This is a genomic window from Stygiolobus azoricus (assembly GCF_009729035.1).
Lineage (GTDB): Archaea > Thermoproteota > Thermoprotei_A > Sulfolobales > Sulfolobaceae > Stygiolobus > Stygiolobus azoricus.
On sequence record NZ_CP045483.1, the window covers coordinates 1,919,322 to 1,941,904 of the forward strand.

Consider the following 22,583-nt stretch of genomic DNA (forward strand, 5'->3'; position numbering starts at 1 on the left):
TAATTAAATTTTTCCTAAAAATTCAATTCATCAACGAACAATTAAAGAAAATTAACATAACTATTAAACTTATTAAAAAATATTGATTATATCAAGTATGTATCGTCTTAATGTTACTGTTCATGGAATAGAGCAATTAAAAGTTACACTGAAGACAATTTTTAGTTTTTCCCTTGAAGTGGCTGGCGACATTTGTAAGTTTGTTCATTAATGAACGGGAGATTTTGATATAGTTTTTCGTGTATAACAATAATTCTACATTATTCAGTTAATATATAAAATATAGTAATAAAGGCTACAAGTTCTAATTTTTTACAATAAAGGGGATTAAAAGAGGCGGAAAGCCTCGCCAAGGTGATGGATTACCTTGTATTTAAATATCCTCCTATTAACGCTAATGAGACTCCTCTCAAGCTCGATTGAGGGGTTAATGGGACTTTGGAAGGAGCACCCATAAACCCTATTCTCTCCTAAGGACCAGACGTTAATGGATGAAAATCCCATTTCAAATGGGAGATCTCTGAGCCATACTACTGCCCACCAGATGTAGTCCCGAATTGATGGTGGGAATAATGAGCACCTTGGAAGGGAACCCTCGCCCTTCCAGGGAGAATAGGAAGTCAGTTTCTAGGGACTTATTACTGTCTCTAAGGTTAGGTACTGTTTGGCATACTATGAAATCTCTATTTAAGTAAGTATAAGTATAAATTTTTTCTAATAAGTGAAGTGATTTCTTTAACGACGGTAATGACTTTTGCTTTAGCTCTCCACTCCATGACTTTATTCCCCAGGTGAAGGAAAAGGTGGTTAGAGCAAATCTAAGCTGATATTGAGACACCATTGACAGATTAACACATGATATTACCACCAGTGGTAATCTAACGTATTTTTAATCGACTTTTACTGAGCTTACTCACATCTTTGTAAAAGGACAGAGCGACAAGCCTTAAGGACTCAGACATGGTGGGAAAAGCGTGAACAGTGTCAATTATATCGTCAACCGTTAAATCGAACTTCACTGCTAGAGCAGCTTCATTAATTACCTCTCCTGCGTTTTCTCCTAAAATTTGCACTTCGAGAATCCTCTTTTCAACTGTCATCTCTTTCCTCCCCTTCGAAACCTGCTAAGGACTCTAACATAACCCCACCTATCACATCTCCGGCTGCGTATGTGTCGGGATTAGTAGTTTGAAGTTCATCGTTTACTTTTACTCCTCTAGCAACCTCTAGGTTTTGGTCTCCTACCAGTAGCTATTAAGATCTCATCTACCTCAACATCACCTTTGTCAGTAATTACTCTCTTCACTCCTTCCCCTCTTTCAACTAGCTTTATCTTAACGTTAGTAACTACATATACTCCGTCATTTTCAAGGACTTTTGTGCTTCAAGAGAGATCTCCGGCTCCCAATCAGGTAGTACTCCTCTGAAGTACCACTACGTCTACTCCTAATAAATCTGAGAGAACTCTAAAGCTTGTACTCTTCCACAGCTAATGAGTTGATCTTTCTGTCAGATTCAGGGCTTCCACATTAGTCCAGAACCCCACCTCTTTAGGAGAAGAACCTGTTGCAATTAGAAACTTCTTACCTTCTATTATCTTGCCGTTAACTTTGACGCTATGAGGAGAAGTAAAATAGACTTTACCCTCAACTAATTCTTAGAGATTAAGTTTTCGTATTTTTTCCTTTTGAATCAGGAAATGCTGAGTCGTAGTCTGATCTTACAAACTGGTGCAATCTAACAGCAGTTAACCATGCAATTCAATACGGTAAGTCCATAATGTCTTGTGTCAGAGAGTCTTGAGACCACTACCAGTAAGGACTAAGACAGGGTCTTCAAGAGAGATTTTTTCCGCTGCAGCCAATACAGTAGCAGAGCTATATTCTACCAATAGTCCCATACCGGCTAATTTCTTCCATGCAGATATAATCTCCTCTTCATCGACTGTAATGCATTGATCTGTAGCCTTGACCATCTCTTCCAATAATACAGGCTGTGTGGAAACTAAAGCATCGGCAACGCTTGTCACTCTCTCAGGTGGAGTATAAGGCTCCTTGTTGATGACTGAACAGAGAGGCATAACTTGTCTTGTCTGGACAGCTATTATCTTGGGTTTTTCCTCAATTACACCGCTCCTCAGTAAATGGTTCAACCCTTCATGCAGGCCTAAAAGAAGTGTACCAGCAGAGACCGGGATTAAGATCTCTTTCACAGACCTATGTTGTTTCACTATTTCGTAAGCTAAAGTCCTTATCCCGTCTCTGAAAAAGGGTTGCAGGATATGGGAAGCGTAGTATTTACCAGAGTTCATAGCTGCCCTCATAACATCATTTCTGTTACCCTTCACCTTTACAACCTCAGCTCCGTAACTCTCTATTTGTTTCAGTTTTGTACCTTTAGCGTTCTCTGGAACGAATATAGTTGCTTTAATCCCCGCAGCCGCTGCGTAGGCTGAAATTGATGCACCGGCATTTCCTGAGGAGTCTTCTGATATTTCTTTTATACCATTCTGTCTCAAGAACGATATAAGGGTTACAGAACCTCGATCCTTGTAAGATCCCGTAGGGTTGAGGAAATCTAGTTTAAAATGAAATTTTCCTATCTTGATAAGAGGTGTATTTCCTTCGCCTAGTGAAATCCATTCTTTAATATAAGGGAAGTTTTTTCTTATCTCTGTCTCATAATCTCCAAGAATCTCTACCTTGAAAGGACCTCCACATCTTGAGCACGTTATCTCATATATGCTTTCCCTTTCCTTACCACATCTTGTGCATTTAATTACGAATTCCATGAATGAACTATTAGTGTTAAACCTAAAATTTGTATTTTAAAGAGGAGTCAAGGAATGTATAGCCAATTTCTCACTCGGCTCGACTGAGAAAGGACTAGACGTTACGGATAATAATCCCGGGGGTCCTAACTTATAATCACGAACTAATGAGGAAAACGATGAGAAAGGATCCTATTTCTTTCTAAGTTATTACACCAACGGAGTTATTTTTCCCGCTTACATAGACTAACTAATTATATCTTTATATGATAATTGCTCATTATCTTTATAGTATTTTTATTATTTCTATTAGTATTTCTATGAAAGCTACAATTAACAATAAAATCCTTAAGTAAATATGGAAATTATGGAAGTAAGGAGAGTCAGGACATACATACCCGGTCTAGATGAAATCCTTTATGGTGGAATACCGGAAAGGAATATTGTATTACTCTCTGGAGGCCCTGGTACTGGAAAGTCCATAATGGCGAAGCAGTTCATATATAACGGTCTAACAAAAGGTGAAAATGGTATATACGTTACTTTAGAAGAGCATCCAGTTTCAGTCATAAGGAGTTTTCACCACTTCGGTTGGGATATTACTAAGTATGAAAAAGAGGGAAAGTTTGCTGTAGTTGACGCTTTTACTGGAGGTTACGGTGCAACCGCTCAAAAGGAGAAATACGTTGTTAAAAATATAGATGATGTAAAGGAATTCTCCGAAGTTTTGAGGACTGCAATTAAAGAGATTGGGGCTAACAGGGTAGCTATTGATTCTGTAAGTACATTATACCTAACTAAACCCGCAATGGCGAGGGGAATAGTAATGACGCTAAAGAGGGTAATTTCCGGTCTAGGTTGTACAGCGTTCTTCGTTAGCCAAGTTTCAGTTGGTGAAAGAGGTTTCGGTGGACCAGGTGTAGAACACGCTGTTGACGGTATAATAAGGTTAGACCTAGACGAGTTCGAGGGGAAGATGTATAGGTCGATAATAGTGTGGAAAATGAGGGACACGAAGATATCAATGGTAAGGCACCCGATGGAAATCACTGATGAAGGCATTGTAATACAATGGGACAAATACTTGAGGATTACGAACTTTAAGGCAGAGATAGAGCCTTTACCGCAGAAGGAAGTGGAGGAGATGAAAAAGGCTGTTGAAGAAGCAAAGACTTATCAGAAAATTGAAGAGGAAGAAGAAGAGGAAGAGGAATAAAGGGTCTTCACTAATATACTCTAATAATTCTTTACTCCTTACTCGATTTTCCTCAATTAAATATAACACATTAGGTTTCTTCGAACCATTTCCACCCTAACTTGGTCGCATTAGTCCAAGAATCTTGGAGTGGGAAGTCTTTTGTTATAAAGGGAGTTATCGTGTATAAAGATACTACCAGGTTTTATCAATAAACATGGAGAATGACCATCATTAACATGATTTGATCAATTCAGCATAACTAATTATCCCTCCTTAGTAAGATTTTTTTAACTTTCTTACTATTCTTAATACACATATTTCATTACTCCTAATGATTTAATATTTTATAATGATTTATTTAAAGTGAGTTTATATACACAAACTAAATAAACAACATATGCAAATGAGTTCTGTAATTACAGTTCAACAGATTGCCGCTCTTGTCTACATAATCGGCATGATGGCTGTAAATTTCGGAATTTTAGGCTATGTGCTAAGGAAGGAATATGTGAATAAAAGGGCAATATTCTTCCTAGCTTCAATAATCCTTTATATGGGTGTTGAGAGCATAGCCTTCGGTTATGTAGTATTCTACGGCGGTACGTTGTTCTTAGAGCCTCTGCTTTTACTGATCGCATCTATTCCTCTACTACTCTCAGCTACTGTAAAGAGCGAAGTTATAAGAGTTAAGGCTGATAACGTGTCCTCTTTACTCCTAGCACTATCAGTAATCTTTGACGAGTTCAGTATGGGCTACTTATATTCCTCAGCTTTTGGCCCACGAATGTTTAACCCCATTATTGACGCGGTTAGTAACATAGCCTTCGGAATAATGATGTTTGCAGACGGGGTGTTCTTCCTAGTTATAAGCAGAGTGAGGGACATCTTCGAGTTCTCTTTTGCGACTTTCGCTATTTCCATGGCGTTTTTACCATCGATATTTATTGAATTCTCGAAGGAGATCCAGTTAATAGCATCTTTAATCTCCACGACGATTATGATAATAAACGTGATCACCCTTTACTTAATCGCGATAAGGAGGATCAACTTCAAAGGAGTCTTAGTTAGCCTATCGTTAGCCGGATTTGACCTATTTATGATGATAGGATTAAGTACTTTTGCCACTATTTACGATATGTGGACTATCTCGCTCTCTATCTTGATCTCAATGGTCTGGTATTTCATTTTAGTAATCAGAGATATCCCGGCGAAGAAAATAGATTATAAGTTGAGGTATCCCTTCCTACTTCTTGTCCTTATAAACCTGGCTGAAATAACCATGGGTTTCGGTGAAAGCGTTTTGGGCTTTAACATTACTAATTCCCTTTTTGTCAACACGATGCATTCAATGTCTTCTATGGGTCATTCTATGTCTTCTGGGACGATGATGAGGAGCCCATTCACGAATCCCTTCTGGTGGTTATTCCCGCTAAATCCTTATGCTATGGGTATGATGTTTTTACATGCAACCAGTAACTTACTCTTAAACGCCTTTATGACCTCTTACATGTTCGTTATGGCTACTACCATGACTCCATTTTATGTAATAATGATGGGGGCCGAAATGGCTTTTCTGGTATATGAGAGGTTCAAATTGATTAAGAACTCGCAAGTTAAGAAATGGGCTTTAGTAATCCTAGTGGGGATACCTCTCTTCGTGGTCTTAATCCCCTACTATACTAACTACTACGTGTTCGGCATGAGCGGCATGATATTCCCAGTGACACTATTACCCTTCGTGATCTCGCTTATAGCAGTAGCAATAGCTTCATCACTCTTCGGCAGGAGAGCTTACTGTAATGCCGCATGTATGGCAGCCCATATGTGGACTAATGTATTTTACGACCAGTTCAAGCCTAAGAAGACAAGTAAGGTTTGGGAATATTTGCGGTGGGTATTCCTTGTACCAATGGTTATAGCCTTTACACTGTATGTACTAATGGAACTCAAAATGTGGACTCCACCTAAAATAGGCATGGCAAAATTAGACCCTCTGAACTTCTATGGAATGTTTGTACTCAACTACGTGTGGTGGTTCTTCTACTTCCTCACTCCAGTCTTCGGTGCTTATAGTTGTGCAAGACAAGGTTGGTGCGGTTTCGGGACATTTGCAGGTATATTCAACAAGGTTATGTTTAAGATAAGAGCTAAAGACGTAGAGACTTGTAAGACTTGTCAGACGAAGAGTTGCGAAGGTGCTTGTCCAGTAAAGATACCGATCTCTGTTGACATACTCCAGAAGGGCTATAGTAATAGAATATCCTGCGTAGGTTGTGGAGACTGTGTTGAAGCTTGCACTTATAACAACCTAGTGATTGAGGACATAACTACTAGGTTTAGGCATGGAGTAAAAGTGTAGAAAGAAGAATTTCTCTTTTTTCCTTTCTTTTTTCCTTTCTTTTTTCCTTTCTTTTTTCCTTTCTTTTTTCCTTTCTTTTTTCCTTTCTTTTTTCCTTTCTTTTTTCCTTTCTTTTTTCCTTTCTTTTTTCCTTTCTTTTTTCCTTTCTTTTTTCCTTTCTTTTTTCCTTTCTTTCTTTTTAACTCCTCTCCTTATCTCAGTTGTTTAAGGTTAATTGTGAAACCTCACTTCACTCTCTTATCATTTTTCTCTCTAAGATCTCTTTCAATTTCCTCCCATTATCTAACATCCATAAGTCGTTGTTAAAGAACACGAATACATCATTAGCCTGAAGTTGTATCAGTTTATCTGCCACCTCTTCTAGCTCTGTGTCAGAATATTCATAGAAGTACCAGTTGTCCCTACCGTGCATTCGCAAATAAACTACGTCATGAGACTTAAAGTAGTAATTTCCAATTGGAGAGTCTATAGATACAATTACGCATTCAGTTTGTGGAATGTCTTTAAACCAGTCTAAACTCCTGAACTCTATTGCTCCCCTATCCCCCAACTCTGCACATATATCTTTAACCCTCTTTATATTTTCGTCACTTTTGCGAAAGTTAGGCGGTAGCTGAAATAGGTAGAAGCGGGGTCTTAATGGTTCGAATAACTCAACAAATTTTTTAACCTCGTCATTTACATCTTTCAACCTCTTTACGTGGGTAATCCTCCTGTTAACCTTGATGGCCCAAGTAATGTTATACTTCCTCCACTTTTCAACTTGCTGGGGCGTAGGGATTCTGTAAAAGGATGCGTTAAGCTCAACAGCATTAAAACCTGAATATTTAACGTACCAATCCAGATTTTTCTTGGGGTTCCAAGGGTATAACCATCCAGACGTACCTATGAATATCATTTATTATTACACTTCACATGTATAAACCCGCGATGTATTAATTCTTAACTAACAGTCTCTTGGTCAGGCAATCCGTTCAGCCACTTTTCTTACTGCCACTGTCTTAACACCTAAAATCAAGTAATCGTTTCTCCTCAAGAAAACTCTGGTCTCTCCAAACCCCTCTTGAGACTCAAGACTAGGAATTAAAGCTCTTTGCAGTCGCCATGATCTATGTGAAGAAAAAGTTTTCAGACTGAAAGTCAATCACTACCTATGAACAAGAGAACATTAACTGTGTTATCGCTAATCCTCGTTTTACTGATCGTGACAGAGGTAATTCTCGTAGCATATTACCACTATAAAGTTTATATAAACCCCTCAATCTTCTCTTCACCTACCACTCCTCCGAGCCTTACCATACCTCCTACACATTTCCCTATACAACTCTCCAACTTAACCCCTCCAATATCCTTGGAGCTTGTAATGAATTACTACAACGTGACGTACAACTCTTCCTTGAAGCTCTTCTCAGAATGTCCTTATGTTAATAAGTACTTTGTAGAGAACGACAACTTGCTGGCAGTGATCGCGTTAAAGGACTTAAATGATTCCTTGTGGGAAACAGTATGGGATAACATCAAGAGTAACATCACTTTATCACCTTACCTTGTATTGGTAGGGATACACAACTTCACGTGGGAGTTTAAAGATCCCGTGATTGAGAAAATTTGGGGACCAATCTATACTATAAGTTTTAACGATTCTCCTAACTATCTCGCATGGTACGAATACGCTAACACTTCTCTCTTATTCTCTATTTACGAACTTGAAAACGGTAACATATCCCTCGCAGAGAAAGTGTTTGAAACCACAATCAATGACTTCTGGAACGGTTACGGATTTCAGGATGAAAGCACTACAAGTAACGTCTACGCTTCCTGTAATTTAGCCTTAGCTATAATAGCGTGGAAATACATAGGCAATTATAACCAAACGTTCGCGAGGGATTACTTACCTTTAATTCTTCAAATGTACAGCATCGCAAAACATTTACAGTCCCCCATTGGAGGTTATTTCAGTAATTATAAGGTTGTTAACGGAACCGTGATCCCCTTAGGTAACGTGAACACGGAAACGACTTCATTATTTGTTATAGCATTTTCCACGTAGTAAGACATGACGAGTTTTCCCCAAAGTAACACTGTATGCATTTCAATCTCCGTCATCAAAACTACAATCCCCTTGGGCATGGATTGCAACTATGAGAATTACAGAGTGGTCACGTTCACAGTCAATCAGATGAATATACTCAGCCAAAAACGTTAAGTAAACCTTGTTAATAATCGAAAATATTTCCGTTTAAAGAACTGAATACAAATTGATAATTAATAAATAGCCTAGTTCAAATAATGCAACTAAAAACTTTACCATAATCATGATTTTTATTTAAATTGCTTTTCCCTCACTCATATCTGAAACCATTCTAGTTAGAAAATAAATTGGGAAAAAACTCGCTTACTTATTTAGTTAGTTAGTTTGCGTATTTTCTAACTAGCTTGACAAACTCTTCATCATCAGGCAATTCCTCAACTTTAAAAGTCGAGTTCTTCATTACGTTAATAACGAACTCCTTGGTTATGTTTACCTTTGCCAGTTCTCTCACTGTATTAACAACTTTTGTAGCAAATCCCTCAGGGTCTTGCTTAAACATGTCTACTCCTTCATTATAGAGAGAGACAAACTGGTCTCTAAACTGAGGCTTTATATGGGCTCCACAACTTCCCGGAATTCCAAGAAGTTCTTCAAATGTAATCCCTTTAGCCACTCCCGAAGGGACTACCGCACTGTCTATTTCACTTTTCTTAAGGGACTCCATGATCTTCTGTATGTCATCAATCACAATAACCTCAGCGTTCAATTTCTTAATGTCAACCAACGCCCTGGCCAGAACATTTGCAGCTGTAAGCATCTTAGGTACTCCTATTTTCCTCCCCACTGTGGGATATACTGTCATTAGCCCTTTTACTGTAACGTAGTGTATCTTAAGTCCTCTCTTAGCTAATGACACTGTAGAATCTAACACCACGTCTGCATTGCCTTCCTTTGCAAAAGACAATTCTATTCCTTTATTATTCACTATTACGGGATATGATACGGGTCCGGGTGCAGCTAATACTTTCATAATAGTTTGTTTCCAAACAAACTATTTAAAGTTTCCTCTAAAGTTTCCTCAAGGATAAATTAAAAAGGTTCGGGAGCGAATTGTGATAGCATGGACAAGAAAGCTTACCTTCAGATGCTTCTAGTAATCGTCTCAATGACATTTGCAATTAGGGCTTCCAACAATATGATCTCTACTACCATACCACTTCTGGTTAAGTATGACTTCCACTTCACACAAACTGAAGTAGGTATAATCAGTGCTGTCCTATCCTTAGGTACTTTCATAACTAGTGGACTTGTGAATTCCAGGCTTAAGACCTCTGCGAGAAGGAAGTTCTTTATTACATCCTCAGTGCTATATGCATTAGTTCTACCTCTATTTTACTTCTCCACTCCTATCACGATTTGGGTAATCAGCGCCTTAGCCGGGTTATCGTTAGGTGCAATAATGCCAAACATTATTACTTACGCTGGGTTATTGGAGGACAGAAAGGCTAGGGAAAGATTACTCTCGATCTACACTCTGGCCCTTAGCATAAGTCTGGTAGCTGGTCCTGCATTAGAGTCTGAAATACTCACGAAGTTCACACTGAGGGACGTTTTTGTGTTTTTCGAACCTATGGCAATAGCAGCAGCTATCCTATCACTTTTCATAAAGTTTCCTCAGGAGGAAAAGAAAAACGTAAAGTTGAATGTATTAAGCAATCCAGGATTCAAAACGGCAGTGATAAATATACTAACCTACAACATACCTTTCTCTGCAATACTGGCGTTTGGTGGTATATACGCTGTTACATACCTTCACGTAACTTATTCAACCGTAACAGCCCTCTTCTCCTTATTCTTTACCACGTCATTATTGGCCAGGATTTACCTCTCTGTGAGACCTCCACAAAGCGTTGCTCATCATGCTTACGCCGCAATCTCAATGACAGTTATAGGCCTCATTATGATACTTACTTCAATTAATCTCTTTGAGTTCGCTTTAGCCCTCTTGATTCTAGGATTCCCGCACGGTTTGACTTATCCACTCTCCGTGATTTCCATCAGCAGGACATTTAAGCCTGAGGAGAGAAATGCTGCAAACAGTTCCTTCTTTGCTGTAATGATGATTATAGGTATAATAGTTCCTTCTGTTGCGGGTTATATAGCAGAACTCGTGGGAATAAAGTATATGTTTGGTCTTTTAATTCCCGTGATTTTGGTGTTATCTGCCCTCTTGAGAAGGTATGTTAAATATGTAGATGAAGTAGTAAAGACTGAAGTTAAAGCAGTACCAAAAAGTTAGGAGATTCAAATTTAGTAGTTTTTCACACCTCACGGTATCACAAGAGTATCCAGTTTGTACTAGCTCGTAACTTTTAGTTTAGAAGAAAACAGAAAATTTCACCATTAAGATATGCCCGGAGGCCTCGCTTTTAAAAGCGGGGAGGAAGGGTATAAAAACTTATCATGAGTCCCCCCGTTAAGGGAGGAAGGACATAAAACACTTATAAGTTTGAACTCCCTAGACTGTACGGGGGGCGAGGTTGGAGAGGGCTTCAGACGAATACTACAGCACGAGGTATGCAAAGTACTACTGCGGGTACCACTTCGTATGGATTCCCAGGTATCGAAAGAATATCTTAGTAGGTTCAGTCGCTGAGAGACTAAAGGAGCTAATAGTCCAAATAGCAGAACTGGACTTAGGTTGCTCAGTTAAAGCACTACAAGTTACGTCTGATCATGTTCATCTGTTTGTTGTTTGCCCTCCCCGCCTCGCCCCCGCAGAGATAATTAAGCACATTAAGGGTAAATCAGCGAGACTACTAATGCAAGAGTTTCCGGAGCTGAGGAGTAGAGTTGGTGATGGCAAGCTATGGACTAGGGAGTACTTCGTCTCAACGGTTGGACATGTAAGCAAGGAGATGATACAGAGATACATAGAACAGCAGAGAAAGAGAGGTGACGACAATGCCGAGGAAGAGAACTAACAAGAAGGGTTTGAAGAGGACTGTAATAGTTGAGATTATTGTAGATAAACGGATTCATGACGTTCTGCTCTCTATCGCAAACATACTCGCAATGGCTTATAATGAGATAAACTACATGCGGAGGAGGCTGTTCTTCGACAAGAAATTGACGCCAGAGGCGATGAGGCAAACATATAACGAGGTATATAGGAAATATGCAGATGAGTACAAGACCGCCGATGGGCATTGCCTCCTCGGTTCGGACACTTTGCAGGCAGTGCTTAACTTGAGCGATGATAACTGGAGAGCGTTTTTTATGCTGCTTAAGGAAAAAGAGGTGTTACCGAGTTGGTTTGAGGTCAACCCGCCAGGCTATAGTAAGAGTGGCAAAAGGAGAATACCATTCATAAGGCTGAAGTCTAGACAGTGGGAGTTGAGCGGCGATACGATCATCATCAAGGGTGTGCCGGCGTTTGGGCTGAGAGCAGTATTGAAAATTAAGGGAGGGGTTCACTGGAGTGGCGAGAGAGGAGAGCTGATGTTGAGGTATGATATCGATGGAAAGAAGTGGTATGCGTATATGCAGTTCTACGGCACAGAAAAGCTATATAGCGATGGCTGGAGAACAGTTCCTCTGCCTCTCCCAGGCTCTGGTATCGCTGGCATTGATCTTGGAGTTAACAACCTCTTCGCAGTCTATAGCATAACCTCTGATGGGAGGCATGTTAGTGCTCTTTTCAACGGCAGACCTCTCAAGTCGATCTGGTTCTACTGGAAGCACAAGATATCCATGCTCCAATCCTTGCTGAGCGGACTCAGAACAAGCAGAAGATTTAGATTGATGCATAGAAAGGCGAAGATGCAGATGAAAAACTACATAGACCGCCAGATCAGGAAACTGTATAGATGGTTGAGAGAACACGGAATAGGCACTGTTTTAGTTGGGCTTCCGCATGATATTGTCCACAGAGAAGGTAATGAGTTCACTGAGAGGATATGGATGTATGGATACACCCTGAAGAGGCTCAAAGAAGTTGCCGAAGAGGAGGGCATAGAAATACGATTCATACCCGAGTCATATACCTCCTCAACATGTCCTCTACATGGCAGAGACTGTGGAAAAAGGATTTTGAGAGGACTATTCAAGTGCACAAAACTGGGCAAAGTGTTCAATGCCGACTTGACAGCAGCATACAATATACTCGCGAGGGGAATCTCCATAACCCCGAGTCCCCGCAAAAGGGATAGGGGTAATGGGTTGAAGACCCAGCCCGAGGCTGAATCAAAAAAATGTGGCTCCAAACCTCCCCGCTCTGGCGGGAACTCCCGCCCTTTAAGGCGGGGAGGAGGTCAGTTTGTAGAATCAATTTATCATCACAAGCAACTCCGCTTCTGAGAAGATATACACTGAGCTATTATATTTTCTCTTCTTATGAATTTGAGATTATCCAGTTACCTTAACTTAGTAGAACCTTTAATCAGTTTTACGTTTTTGTATCTGGTAGGCGAGAAAAATAATATAGAGTCAAAAATAACTTAAAGACAAATAATATCAGAATTTTTTAAACTTTCCTTTTTAAATGATTTTTGAGACAAATAATCAATAAGAGGTAATGGCTATCGGAAAGAAAATTTAAGGGAAAATCGTAAAACATCATTCAATGGAGTAAGGAAAAATATAGCTAATTCAAATTGAAGATAGGGTTAGCCTCTACATTATTAACGCAATTTCATAGACGAAGTCATACGCAAGGTGATCTTACTTGAGAATTTATACTCAGTACCTTTGTAGTTTTAGAATCTAGAAACAAAAAATAAATTTGTACTCTAAATCTATAAAACTAACGTTTGATATATAAGACTCTTTTTAATTAATGACCTTTAACCTAATGTGATACAAAGATGATTTGAAACTAAATTATTTAATTTTATTACGCCGTTATTATAGATATTATTTAACACACCTTATTTTTTTAAGCATCTTAAATTCTGGTAAATGCTTATTTTTTATAATCACTTGTAAAAACATGATAATGGAGAGGGATAAGATTAAAAGATTTGCACTGTTCACCTTCATAGGTTCTACCACGGCACCAGGTATATTAGCCACACTTAATTTATCTATCTCGCTGGCCCTATTTTCACTAGTAATAGCTTCTTCAGTAGTGCTAATGACTTATTTCTCAGTTAAGGAGGAATGAACAGAACAAGGGCTTTACTCTTATACTAAAAGACTGGGTGTGGCTCCTTCAAGATTATTTTTGATCACGTGGTTTATCAGCTACTATCTATATGTTCTGTATACAATCCTATATATACCTTATTACGTGTTAAATTTAGATGGATTAACCCCATTAGTTCTATCTATCTTAATGTATCAATCTTTTTACTCGAGGTGTTCATTAACCCGTTGTACGCTTTTCCATTTATTTACTTTGCCCAAATAGCATTCTCTTTGCCCTTTAGTTTAAAGATAAGGATTGAACATTTGTCACCTACAATTCCATCCTTTCTTCCTCTTTGTTATTGGTGTGCATAACTCTATCTACGTTTGTTAGAGGTGATAAGTCCAAGGATTCCTCCTTTATTTTACTGGCCTTCTTGATTTCTTCTATAATCATAATATATGGTACCTACTTAGTCGCTCCTTCTTACGTAGTGTTAGCCAGTGTATTCGGTAACTACGGCTTAATCTTAGCTGAATTAACTGCAATAAACAACTTAGTCAGACCGTTTATAAGTAGAAAATCATTTTTCCTACTCAACTTTGCAATAATTCCTTTATCTCTAATAGGTAACGTTAATTATTCAGTCTTTTATAACACTCTTATCATCCCCTCTGTCGTGTTTTTGTACTTTAGCTTGTTTATTTATGCAATTTCTACACTCGTCATCTTAAAGGGAGTAAAGAAAATAGTGTCGATATTATCAGCGTTCTTATTTGCTTTTGGTGAATATTACGTTATTACTGGGGCATCAGGATATTTATTCTATGAGGCTATTGCGACGTTTATTAGCGGTATTATCATTTTCCTAATGATATTTCTTGTCCCGCCGAAGTATGTAGGAGACTAGATGAGTAGTTTTCTTAATATTGGGAAAACATTCAAGTAATGGCAATAAAGTGCTGAATAACTACTAGAATATTTATTTGGCGTTAATTGATTATCTATCCACCAAAAACCTATCGAGGAGCTAGATAACATTTGAAGAACTACTTTGAGTCATCCAATGCTACCGCTCGTCAAACCCATTGAACTGTTACCTTCTTATCTAATTATTTCATCAATAAAAATTACATTTAGTTCTGCCTTAAAGGGTTCAATCTCTTTCTCCCTTCTAAATAAGGCTGATAAACCGAGTACTTTAGCTGTCGCAATACTGCTTGCATCAGCCAAAGAGATAGAATATTTGCACTTTATTTTATAAACTTCTCCTCTTACTCTGGAGAACGGAAATATTGTAAAATAACCAGAATTTTTGAGCATATTTTCAACTTCTTCAGCTTTCTTTTCGTCGCTTTTCCTACAGATTACGTATTTTATCTCCTCAACGTTTAATTCGTTTATTATTACTTCGTCTAAGTTGTCCTCAATATATTTTTCCAATTTTTTGCCTTTATCGCTTCCTGACAGTATATCAATGATTACTCCGGAATCAAATACCATACTTCTCTTTCTCAAGCTCAATTTCCTTTCTCCTCTCTTCTTCAAGCTCTTCCGCAGAAAGGCTAGGTAAGATTCCTACTAAACTCCTTAAAACCTCTGGGTTCTTCTTTCTATAAAGAGAAAGTAAGAATTCTATTACGTCATTAAAGTCAACTTTTTCTCCTCTCTCTATTTGTAATTCGCCCATGATTTTGATTAACTCTCTTTTTACCTCTTTAGAAACTCTAATTGTTTCAGACATCACTTTGTTACTTTGTTACAAAGTATATAAGATTTACCAGTTCGTCCAATCGGTAATAAAGAGGTCAAATCATATATGAGCGGGAAAATCGAAAGCTAAAGAGCGTTAGGGTGAAAGATATAATTATCACGATGAACATATAAGACTATTTTACTTCTCAATTTCATTAACTATTCTAAGTAATACAACCTCTATTAGTTCTCTGATAATTACGTCAGCCCCGTGATCTAATGGAGTTTCATCTTCATTAATTCTGAGGAATTAAGTTTGCAGTATAAACAGTAAGGGAAGAACTTGTAACTAATGCGAGGTTTGCCTTGTAAGGAGCATTTGGGAGGAAGATTTCCCTTATCAGTCATTTTGAGCATTTCCCTAGAACCGTATTATCTAAAACATGAATCCCTGTTTCCCTTTCTGGCGTAGCAATGCTTTTAGTTGCATTAATGTATCCTAGGTTTATGCTTTTAAGAGGTGAGGGAGGAAGCCCACTAGTGCTAAGTGTCAAGTGGAGCGACTAAAGTCAAAAGAAGTTCTAAAGGTGATACGTAAATAAAAATATTATATATTGTATAACTAATTGGTATTAATTAAAAAATTGATATTTATCTTAGCATCGATAAACAATATCCATATCAACCTCCCCACATATTACCGCCTGAGGACGAGGAAGAGGATGATGTTGAGGAACTAGATGACATCCCTGAATAACTACTAGTTGAGCTACTCATTCCATTGCCTCCCATACTACCACTCATTGAACTGGTATTTGACATACTATTCATCATCGTATTGCTATTCATCGATCCACTACTAGCACTTGGATGAACCAATGCAAAAATAACTACGGCAATTATTGCTACTGCTATTACGCCTCCTATAGCTCCTAGTATTGGTTTACTTAGTTTCATATGACTCAATCTTCTCAAATCTAAAAATAATTTATATTAATTTTCCCAAATTTTCTAACTATATAGATCTTTCAAATTATTAATTCTCTCATTAAGCCCTACGTTTGGTTTACATCATAAATTTTGGTAAAAGCTTTTTGGGATTATGAGATCTAATGACTTGTGCCTTCGATATCGAGTAGAAGAACTTTCCTTAAAATGATGTTAGCTGCTACTTCGTTAATAGCTATATGGAAATTAGGGACAAGTGATATTTTAATTTCTCATACGAACAAATCCTTAACTCCATTCTCAGCGTGGTATGTGGTGCAGTATAGTTACTACACTCCTAAATTATCCATATCTAATTATGTTCTAACCGTAGACGGACAAGTTGAAAATCCTTTACAATTAACATATGAGGATCTAATTAATATGCCATCAATTTCCATAAAAGATACTATACAATGTGTTTCTGACTCTTATTTCTTAAAAGCTAATGTGGAATGGACTGGAGTTCCACTAAAGTATATTCTAAATAAAGCTGGTGTTAAGCCTAATGCAATTAAAGTAGTAACTTTCGGAGCTGACGGGTATACAGCAGACTTACCTTTATACAAGGCAATGGAAGATGATACCATTGTAGCATACATGGTAGACGGGAAACCACTGCCGGAACTTCACGGCTACCCGGTAAGAATGGTTGTACCACGTTGGTGGGGATACTGCTACACCAAATGGTTAGTGAGAATTCATGTTACAGATAAGGACTACCTTGGTTATTGGGAGTCAAGGGGGTATCCAGATGTTGCGAGGAAGTAAATTAACGCTATTATTGGGAACGCTGATAACGTCTGCAGCACCTTATTTCCTCCCCTTAGCTCTACCCGGACTCGTGATGATAGCGGCATCAAGAAAGGCTTTTAATCCTAACCTCAAAGACTCTATCTACACCCCGTCATTTCAGAGGTTAACAGCTTGGTTCCTGCTAGTGCTAGCACTTCTGGAGGGTATAACAGGTTTCGGGGCCGGTCCTCAGACCTCTACTTTGGTCTCTGATTTGACTTTCGGTCTGCTAAATAGGGGTAACAGTTTGCAGTTCCACATACTCCTTATAGGACCTTTGACGTTCTTCTTTATCCTTCATTCCGCCTCTGGCTTAGGCTCAATGTTATTGAGGAGAGGAGTAAAAAATGTATTAATTTTCGAACTCGTAATACCGGCGATAATGATCACGTTATATGCTTTAGCAATCTACATGTATGCACTACTTTTATAGCGCTACTTTTATAGTATAGTTTGGATTTATATTCCACTACTTTCACTCCTAATACTTATTAATATTCTTGAGAATTAATGCTTATGATATTCAATTTCTCTTTTGGTGAGCTTACCTTCAAAGGTTTTAATATTAGTGTCACTAAGAGTGAGTTCAGACAGAGGATAACTGATCTTGAAGTTACTCTAAATATATCGAGGAATCATTCTAACTTACTCAGGAAAATGGTAGAGAATTATTGGAGCTTCCTAATTAAGTTAGATAAGAGTAATTTTAATGATTACGCGTTCAGGCTAAAGGTAGTAAGTTCTTTTGAAAAGGTGAAGATGAAACTAAATGATTCGATTGTGAGTATCATGAATATGAAATTGGAGGAAATGAAGAGATCAGAAAAGGATAAAAATAATCCATATTTAATGGCACTTATAGATGCTTACAGTGACTTGATTATGAACCTCAAAATGTTAAGAGCTAAAATGTCAAACGTTGACGATAAAAACATCTCAGGTAATATTCTGAGAGAAATAGTAGAGACATTCCTATCTATTATAATATTCACTGTAAGAAAATTTTATGAAAAAATATTAGAGATGAAAAACAACACCCCAAGACCATATTTAGTTAAGCACGTGTGGGTGGTTAAAATGAAAAATAAGCTTGACAGTATTTTAAGCATGTTAATAAAGGTCTACGATAACTTGACTAGTATTTTAGTCTAGTTAATTAATATACTTTATTTTAATTTTAATAGATTAATTGCTCCTAATGAAGAGGACAAATTCCTATTCCTCGCTCTGATAATCGTTATGTTCACCTTATCCTATAGGGGCTTCAAACAATATATGGCAACACCAAACAACCATTAACCAAACATTACATTGAGATTTTCAGCTTGGAAATACGAATAAACCTTTGTCACTAATATCGATCTTTAGATGTTTTACAGAAGAGGAGCATAGCGAATAATTAGTTTCAGCCATAATGACCTAGCTAAATTTTTTCCTAACATTGTTAATATCTAATTTCTTATACTAGAAATTCTTTCAACGTGTCAGAACCCATAAGCCTTGATTTATCCATATGTAGCATGTATCTTAGAGATTCTTCAGAATTCAGAAGATCAACTAAACAATGTCTTATTGCTTTTCCATCTGGTAAAGTGCTCTTACCATCTCGCCCGAACTGTACTTATATTTCCTTACTTCTTCAGTCTTATCGAAGATATATAATTTCTCGTGATATATCAACAGAAAGTCCCTTTTACCTTTACTCCATACTTCTCTTGTTGTCTTCATATTATGCTGTATTTTAATCACTTCCTCCCTTAATACGAAGCCTACTTGAAGGAGAGTTATTAAGGCATAAGACGTTATCGGCACGTAATGTTTCTTAATCCTAGTGTCTCCCAAAAGTATGGCAAACTGTTTTTCCCTTTTCAACACTCTATATACCTCCTTTCCTATCTCTTTTAGAGCTAAAAGGTAGTCCTCGAGGCTTGTATATGAAGACAAGTCCCCTTCATTCCCGCTAGTGTAATCTATTATGTTAAAGTAAGGGGGGTGAGTAACTACTAACTCAACACTCTCGTCACGCAGTTCAGTTAGTTTTCTAGCATCTCCTATATAGACGTCAACCTTAGCCTTCCTTATGTCCTCACAACTAACTCCTTCCAGAGAGTCCTTGCATTCCTCCAAGTACTTTTCGAGCCAGTAAAGCCTATGTAACGTTAACATTACTGCGTTTATATTTACGTCTACAGAGATACAGTTCCTACCCAAGAGCTTAGCCTCTATACACGTAGTACCACTACCTGCCATTGAATCCAGGACTGTATCGCCAACGTCGGTATACTTCAAAATTACTGCTCTAGGTATTTGGGGAGCGAAATTCCCTCGATAGTCACCTTTATGAGTAGCCCAACTACCCCTTTTCGGGAAACTCCAGACTGTAGTAGAGATGTTTGTGAGTTCATCTTCTTCAGGCTTTAGCCTATCCACCTTAATAGGGTCTAAATGTATGGCATTTTCTCCAAACTTGACTTTGTCATGTGAATTAAGGAATTTGAGGTAGTCGTCGAATGTGACTTTTTTCACAAGAAGATGTGTAGAGGGGAGATTTTTATATTAGTCGTCTGAAAACCGAGGAGAAACTATACGTAAGGTATTTCCTTGTTCAAGCAAAGCAGCTCTACAACCTCCTTTTCTTCGCCAAGATTACTATTAAGATCGGAAATATTACCAATCCGACCAGTCTACCGAACAGTGCGAAATTAACCTTTGTGATAAGTTTCTCAGTTATAGACCCATTGACTGTTATCTCAACATTAGCAGGGACAGTGTAATTACCCGTAAATTCTCCGATCTCATAAAACGGTAAAGTAGCATTAAGTTTTAATTTATAACCCTCAGGCAACCACTCGGTAAAGTTGTTGATCCTCACTAGGTACTCCTTAATAACGTTTACATTCACATCCGTTGAAGTATTGACGGTAAAATTCTCTGGACTTGCGTGTACTACTACGAACCTCTCTGTAGGTGAGTAATAGAATGTGGAGCTAACTACCTCGACTCTGGAACCGGCGTTTAACCAGACCCCTCCTAGTGCATATATTTTACTACCGTTGACTGATAATGTGACTGGAACCGGTGAATTCAATAGAACGAAGTACTGGGTCACCGTAACTACGGTAACAACTTTCGAAGAGTTTATTACTAAATTACTGGGTAATATCGTTACGGGTACTTCTCTTTCAAGATAGTTTAAGTAGTAAGTTAAGTTCTCTATGTGAACAACATCACCATAATTGTACCACCCTGAGGTGAAACTCACGTTGCTACCGTTGACTAAAGCAAATAATGGTATTGGGCTAACAACTTTTACATAAAACTGCGTAACGTATTTTATAGTGACATTTAGAGGAGAGTTAACTGTGAAGTTCGATGAAGGATATACGGAGAGTATTAAGTATCTTTCTCCAGAGTTTGCATAATAAGACAAGTTTTCAACAGTGACTGTGGTAGAGTAATTTAGCCATGTCGAACTCAGGCTAACATTCTTACCGTCTATTAAGGCTATTGGTGAGAAAGGTAAGGGGCTAACATTGATGTAAAATTGCTGATAATAAATGACTAGAATGACCCCTGGAGAACTCACTATGCCCGAGTAATTGTATGCTAACCACCTCTCCTCCTTTTCTGAGCCGGGCAGGAGTTGAGAATATGAATAGTGAGAGAAAGAGTCTACCCACCTTACTCCCGGGGTTGATTGGTTTAAATGACCAGCGTAATAGTAAGTTATGTTAGGCTCACCACCACCTTGGTTCCCCTTTACCATGTACGAGAAGTTCACGAGAAATTGCTGATAATATACTAAAGTCAAATACGTGGTGAAGTTAACAATGCCTCGGGTTGAATTTAAGGTAATCCACCTTACATCTCCGTATGTGACTACTCCCTGAACTTCGTACTCAGTCCCCTTAGGGACAAGTAGTTTAATAGGTAATGTTAAGTTCTCATAGTTATTGTTAGGAAAGTATAGGACAACGTGGATGGTAGTATTACTACCTAAAGTTTTGTAGGTTATGAAGAGCGGGTATATGTTAGACAACACTATTACCTTAATCGTATGTACTTTATACACACCGGGAAGGATAGAAGCGTTAATGATTATCGCGTATATACCAGGGGTAAAATTATAGGCCGAGAATGTGATGGTTAGGAGTGTAGAACCGTTGACGAAGATGGACTGCATCTTGGGAGATAGAAAACTCACGTTCCCTCCAAAACTGACGTTAACGTAACCATCTGCTGTAATCTTAAATTGAACCTCATCCGCTACAAGGTAGTTACTGGTAGTCACCTCATTTTCACTGATCATGTTAAAGGGAATTGTAACTACATAAACGTTTGTGTCGTTTACCTTAACATTGGCTTCTCCCACTAAATCATCCGAAGAGTTATAGACCAGAACTCCATAAAAGCCTTTTACTAAGGTTAATACTACTTCTCCGCCTACAAATGGTATCGATTGTTTGTAGGAATCGAGGCTTTGATTAGACAGTAGATAGACCGTAATATTGCCCGAAGTAACGTCAGTCCTGATTGACAACGTGGATACTTGGTTTTCATCCCAAATCTGGGAAAGGACTTGTTGACCGGAAACTAACAGAACGGCTGGTTGACCAGAGAAAGTATAGTAAAACTTAGTCGACGCACCCCATGCAGTTTCCCCTGTATCACTACCAAAGTTAAATGTGTTCCTCACTTCTTGAAAATTATGACCGTTCCAATACTCCAATTGTAATATGACGTAAGAGTTGAGTATATACGCACAAGATCCGTCCCCTGGACCTCCGATTATTAGTTCTGCATCGTAATAAGTCCTTGCTCCAGTGAAGTTAAACCCGTTGACTAGGAAGTATACGTCTGATGAGTTAGGTGAGTTTGTAATCGTCACTTCATCGTATTTCTGCCATCCGAAACCATCATTGTACCAGAAACAGATAACGGGCTCTCCCTTTGAATTGGTAGTAACGTTGGTGAGTAACATTATCTTTATTGGAAGTGTAACGGTCGTGTTAGAACCGGTCGTGTTAGCGTAGTCATAATAAAAGCGAATGTAATTATCGTGAATTTTTGCTACACTCGTGTTTCCGTCTCCCTTAACTGATGTAATGTTAGCGTGTAATGAAGTGAAATTCCACAAGTTATCTACGAACAATATGTTATGTGTTAAAGTATTATAGACAATAACGTTCTGAGTCCAGATAGCGTAATGTCTACCATTAGAAATGTAACTGAGAACAGTATTCAGCTGAAAGCTAACAGAGTTGGGCGCAAAGGAAGCCGTGGAGTTAGCAGTCAGGTTATAAATCGTCACTATGCCGAGAAACTGTGTAGTATTCCTTATAAAAGGACCGTTAGGTGATATACCGTAGTCTGCTATACCTATGGGAGCTCTCACTGACTGCCCTAATTTATTGAGTAGATCTGACATAGGCGTGCCGTTAAACAACTGGTTGTAAGGCAAGAATGAAGGAGGATTATTATATGAAGGAGGATTAAAGTATAAAAGCAAAGACGTTAGAAACAACGAGATAATCACTAACTCCCTTAGCACACCATATTTTGAGATACTTTGCTAATAAGAATTTTCAAAATCCTAATAACGTGTAACATGAAGATATA

General features: G+C 38.1%; 19 protein-coding genes and 1 pseudogene. 11 read left to right on the forward strand and 9 right to left on the reverse strand.

Annotation, left to right across the window (positions count from 1 at the left end):
- Positions 1-878 precede the first annotated feature (878 nt).
- Both D1868_RS11375 and D1868_RS10575 read right to left on the reverse strand, forming a co-directional pair.
- Positions 879-1,657, reverse strand: a pseudogene (locus tag D1868_RS11375) (FAD-dependent oxidoreductase); the annotation flags it as partial.
- 132 nt (positions 1,658-1,789) lie between these two features.
- A complete protein-coding gene (locus D1868_RS10575; protein WP_156007840.1) occupies positions 1,790-2,791 on the reverse strand; it encodes a pyridoxal-phosphate dependent enzyme in 1,002 nt (333 codons plus the stop codon).
- Positions 2,792-3,137: 346 nt separating this feature from the next.
- Between D1868_RS10575 and D1868_RS10580 the strand changes: the two genes are divergently transcribed.
- Positions 3,138-3,986, forward strand: a complete 849-nt coding sequence (locus tag D1868_RS10580) for a KaiC domain-containing protein (protein WP_156007841.1) — start codon at positions 3,138-3,140, stop codon at positions 3,984-3,986.
- A gap of 379 nt (positions 3,987-4,365) precedes the next feature.
- Entirely contained in the window at positions 4,366-6,327 is a 1,962-nt protein-coding gene (locus D1868_RS10585) for a 4Fe-4S binding protein (RefSeq protein WP_231112386.1), read from the forward strand.
- Positions 6,328-6,556: 229 nt separating this feature from the next.
- On the opposite strand, the gene D1868_RS10590 is transcribed toward D1868_RS10585, so the two are convergent.
- On the reverse strand, positions 6,557-7,225 hold the full coding sequence (locus tag D1868_RS10590) for a DUF72 domain-containing protein (protein ID WP_156007842.1): 669 nt from the start codon (positions 7,223-7,225) through the stop codon (positions 6,557-6,559).
- 255 nt (positions 7,226-7,480) lie between these two features.
- On the opposite strand from D1868_RS10590, the gene D1868_RS10595 reads away from it, so the two are divergent.
- A complete protein-coding gene (locus tag D1868_RS10595) occupies positions 7,481-8,377 on the forward strand; it encodes a hypothetical protein (RefSeq protein WP_156007843.1) in 897 nt (298 codons plus the stop codon).
- Between the two features lie 361 nt (positions 8,378-8,738).
- Here D1868_RS10595 and D1868_RS10600 read toward each other — a convergent pair whose 3' ends face one another.
- Complete coding sequence (locus D1868_RS10600) at positions 8,739-9,389, reverse strand: DUF3834 domain-containing protein (RefSeq protein WP_156007844.1); 651 nt, start codon at positions 9,387-9,389, stop codon at positions 8,739-8,741.
- Between the two features lie 90 nt (positions 9,390-9,479).
- Between D1868_RS10600 and D1868_RS10605 the strand changes: the two genes are divergently transcribed.
- The 5 genes from D1868_RS10605 (at position 9,480) to D1868_RS10625 (ending at position 14,397) form a co-directional block, all read left to right on the forward strand.
- Positions 9,480-10,658 (forward strand): MFS transporter, encoded by a 1,179-nt coding sequence (locus D1868_RS10605; RefSeq protein WP_156007845.1) that lies wholly within the window; start codon positions 9,480-9,482, stop codon positions 10,656-10,658.
- A 241-nt stretch (positions 10,659-10,899) separates the two neighbouring features.
- A complete protein-coding gene (gene tnpA / locus D1868_RS10610; RefSeq protein ID WP_156007846.1) occupies positions 10,900-11,343 on the forward strand; it encodes an IS200/IS605 family transposase in 444 nt (147 codons plus the stop codon).
- Positions 11,324-12,718 (forward strand): RNA-guided endonuclease InsQ/TnpB family protein, encoded by a 1,395-nt coding sequence (locus D1868_RS10615; RefSeq protein ID WP_156007847.1) that lies wholly within the window; start codon positions 11,324-11,326, stop codon positions 12,716-12,718. The genes tnpA and D1868_RS10615 overlap by 20 nt, the downstream gene beginning before the upstream one ends.
- Before the next feature lie 637 nt (positions 12,719-13,355).
- Entirely contained in the window at positions 13,356-13,523 is a 168-nt protein-coding gene (locus D1868_RS10620) for a hypothetical protein (RefSeq protein ID WP_156007848.1), read from the forward strand.
- Positions 13,524-13,848: 325 nt separating this feature from the next.
- The gene (locus tag D1868_RS10625; protein WP_156007849.1) at positions 13,849-14,397 is read left to right on the forward strand and encodes a hypothetical protein; all 549 of its coding nucleotides are present in this window, start codon (positions 13,849-13,851) and stop codon (positions 14,395-14,397) included.
- Positions 14,398-14,591: 194 nt separating this feature from the next.
- On the opposite strand, the gene D1868_RS10630 is transcribed toward D1868_RS10625, so the two are convergent.
- From D1868_RS10630 to D1868_RS10640, 3 genes are all read right to left on the reverse strand, one after another.
- Positions 14,592-15,011 carry a type II toxin-antitoxin system VapC family toxin gene (locus D1868_RS10630; RefSeq protein WP_156007850.1) on the reverse strand — a complete coding sequence of 140 codons (420 nt, stop codon included), beginning with the start codon at positions 15,009-15,011 and terminating at the stop codon, positions 14,592-14,594.
- Positions 14,980-15,231, reverse strand: coding sequence for a VapB-type antitoxin (locus D1868_RS10635; protein ID WP_156007851.1), 252 nt, complete (start codon positions 15,229-15,231; stop codon positions 14,980-14,982). The genes D1868_RS10630 and D1868_RS10635 overlap by 32 nt, the downstream gene beginning before the upstream one ends.
- A 632-nt stretch (positions 15,232-15,863) precedes the next feature.
- Positions 15,864-16,139 (reverse strand): hypothetical protein, encoded by a 276-nt coding sequence (locus D1868_RS10640; RefSeq protein WP_156007852.1) that lies wholly within the window; start codon positions 16,137-16,139, stop codon positions 15,864-15,866.
- A gap of 198 nt (positions 16,140-16,337) precedes the next feature.
- Here D1868_RS10640 and D1868_RS10645 point away from each other — a divergent pair, with 198 nt between their 5' ends.
- The 3 genes from D1868_RS10645 (at position 16,338) to D1868_RS10655 (ending at position 18,116) form a co-directional block, all read left to right on the forward strand.
- Positions 16,338-16,940 carry a molybdopterin-dependent oxidoreductase gene (locus D1868_RS10645; RefSeq protein ID WP_156008025.1) on the forward strand — a complete coding sequence of 201 codons (603 nt, stop codon included), beginning with the start codon at positions 16,338-16,340 and terminating at the stop codon, positions 16,938-16,940.
- Entirely contained in the window at positions 16,924-17,397 is a 474-nt protein-coding gene (locus tag D1868_RS10650) for a hypothetical protein (protein ID WP_231112388.1), read from the forward strand. Before D1868_RS10645 ends, D1868_RS10650 begins: the two co-directional genes overlap by 17 nt.
- 83 nt (positions 17,398-17,480) lie before the next feature.
- Complete coding sequence (locus D1868_RS10655; RefSeq protein ID WP_156007853.1) at positions 17,481-18,116, forward strand: hypothetical protein; 636 nt, start codon at positions 17,481-17,483, stop codon at positions 18,114-18,116.
- Positions 18,117-18,533: 417 nt separating this feature from the next.
- Here the strand turns inward: D1868_RS10655 and D1868_RS10660 are convergent, their stop codons facing one another.
- On the reverse strand, positions 18,534-19,490 hold the full coding sequence (locus D1868_RS10660; protein WP_156007854.1) for a DNA methyltransferase: 957 nt from the start codon (positions 19,488-19,490) through the stop codon (positions 18,534-18,536).
- Between the two features lie 94 nt (positions 19,491-19,584).
- Positions 19,585-22,515 carry a thermopsin gene (locus D1868_RS10665; protein WP_156007855.1) on the reverse strand — a complete coding sequence of 977 codons (2,931 nt, stop codon included), beginning with the start codon at positions 22,513-22,515 and terminating at the stop codon, positions 19,585-19,587.
- Positions 22,516-22,583 lie beyond the last annotated feature (68 nt).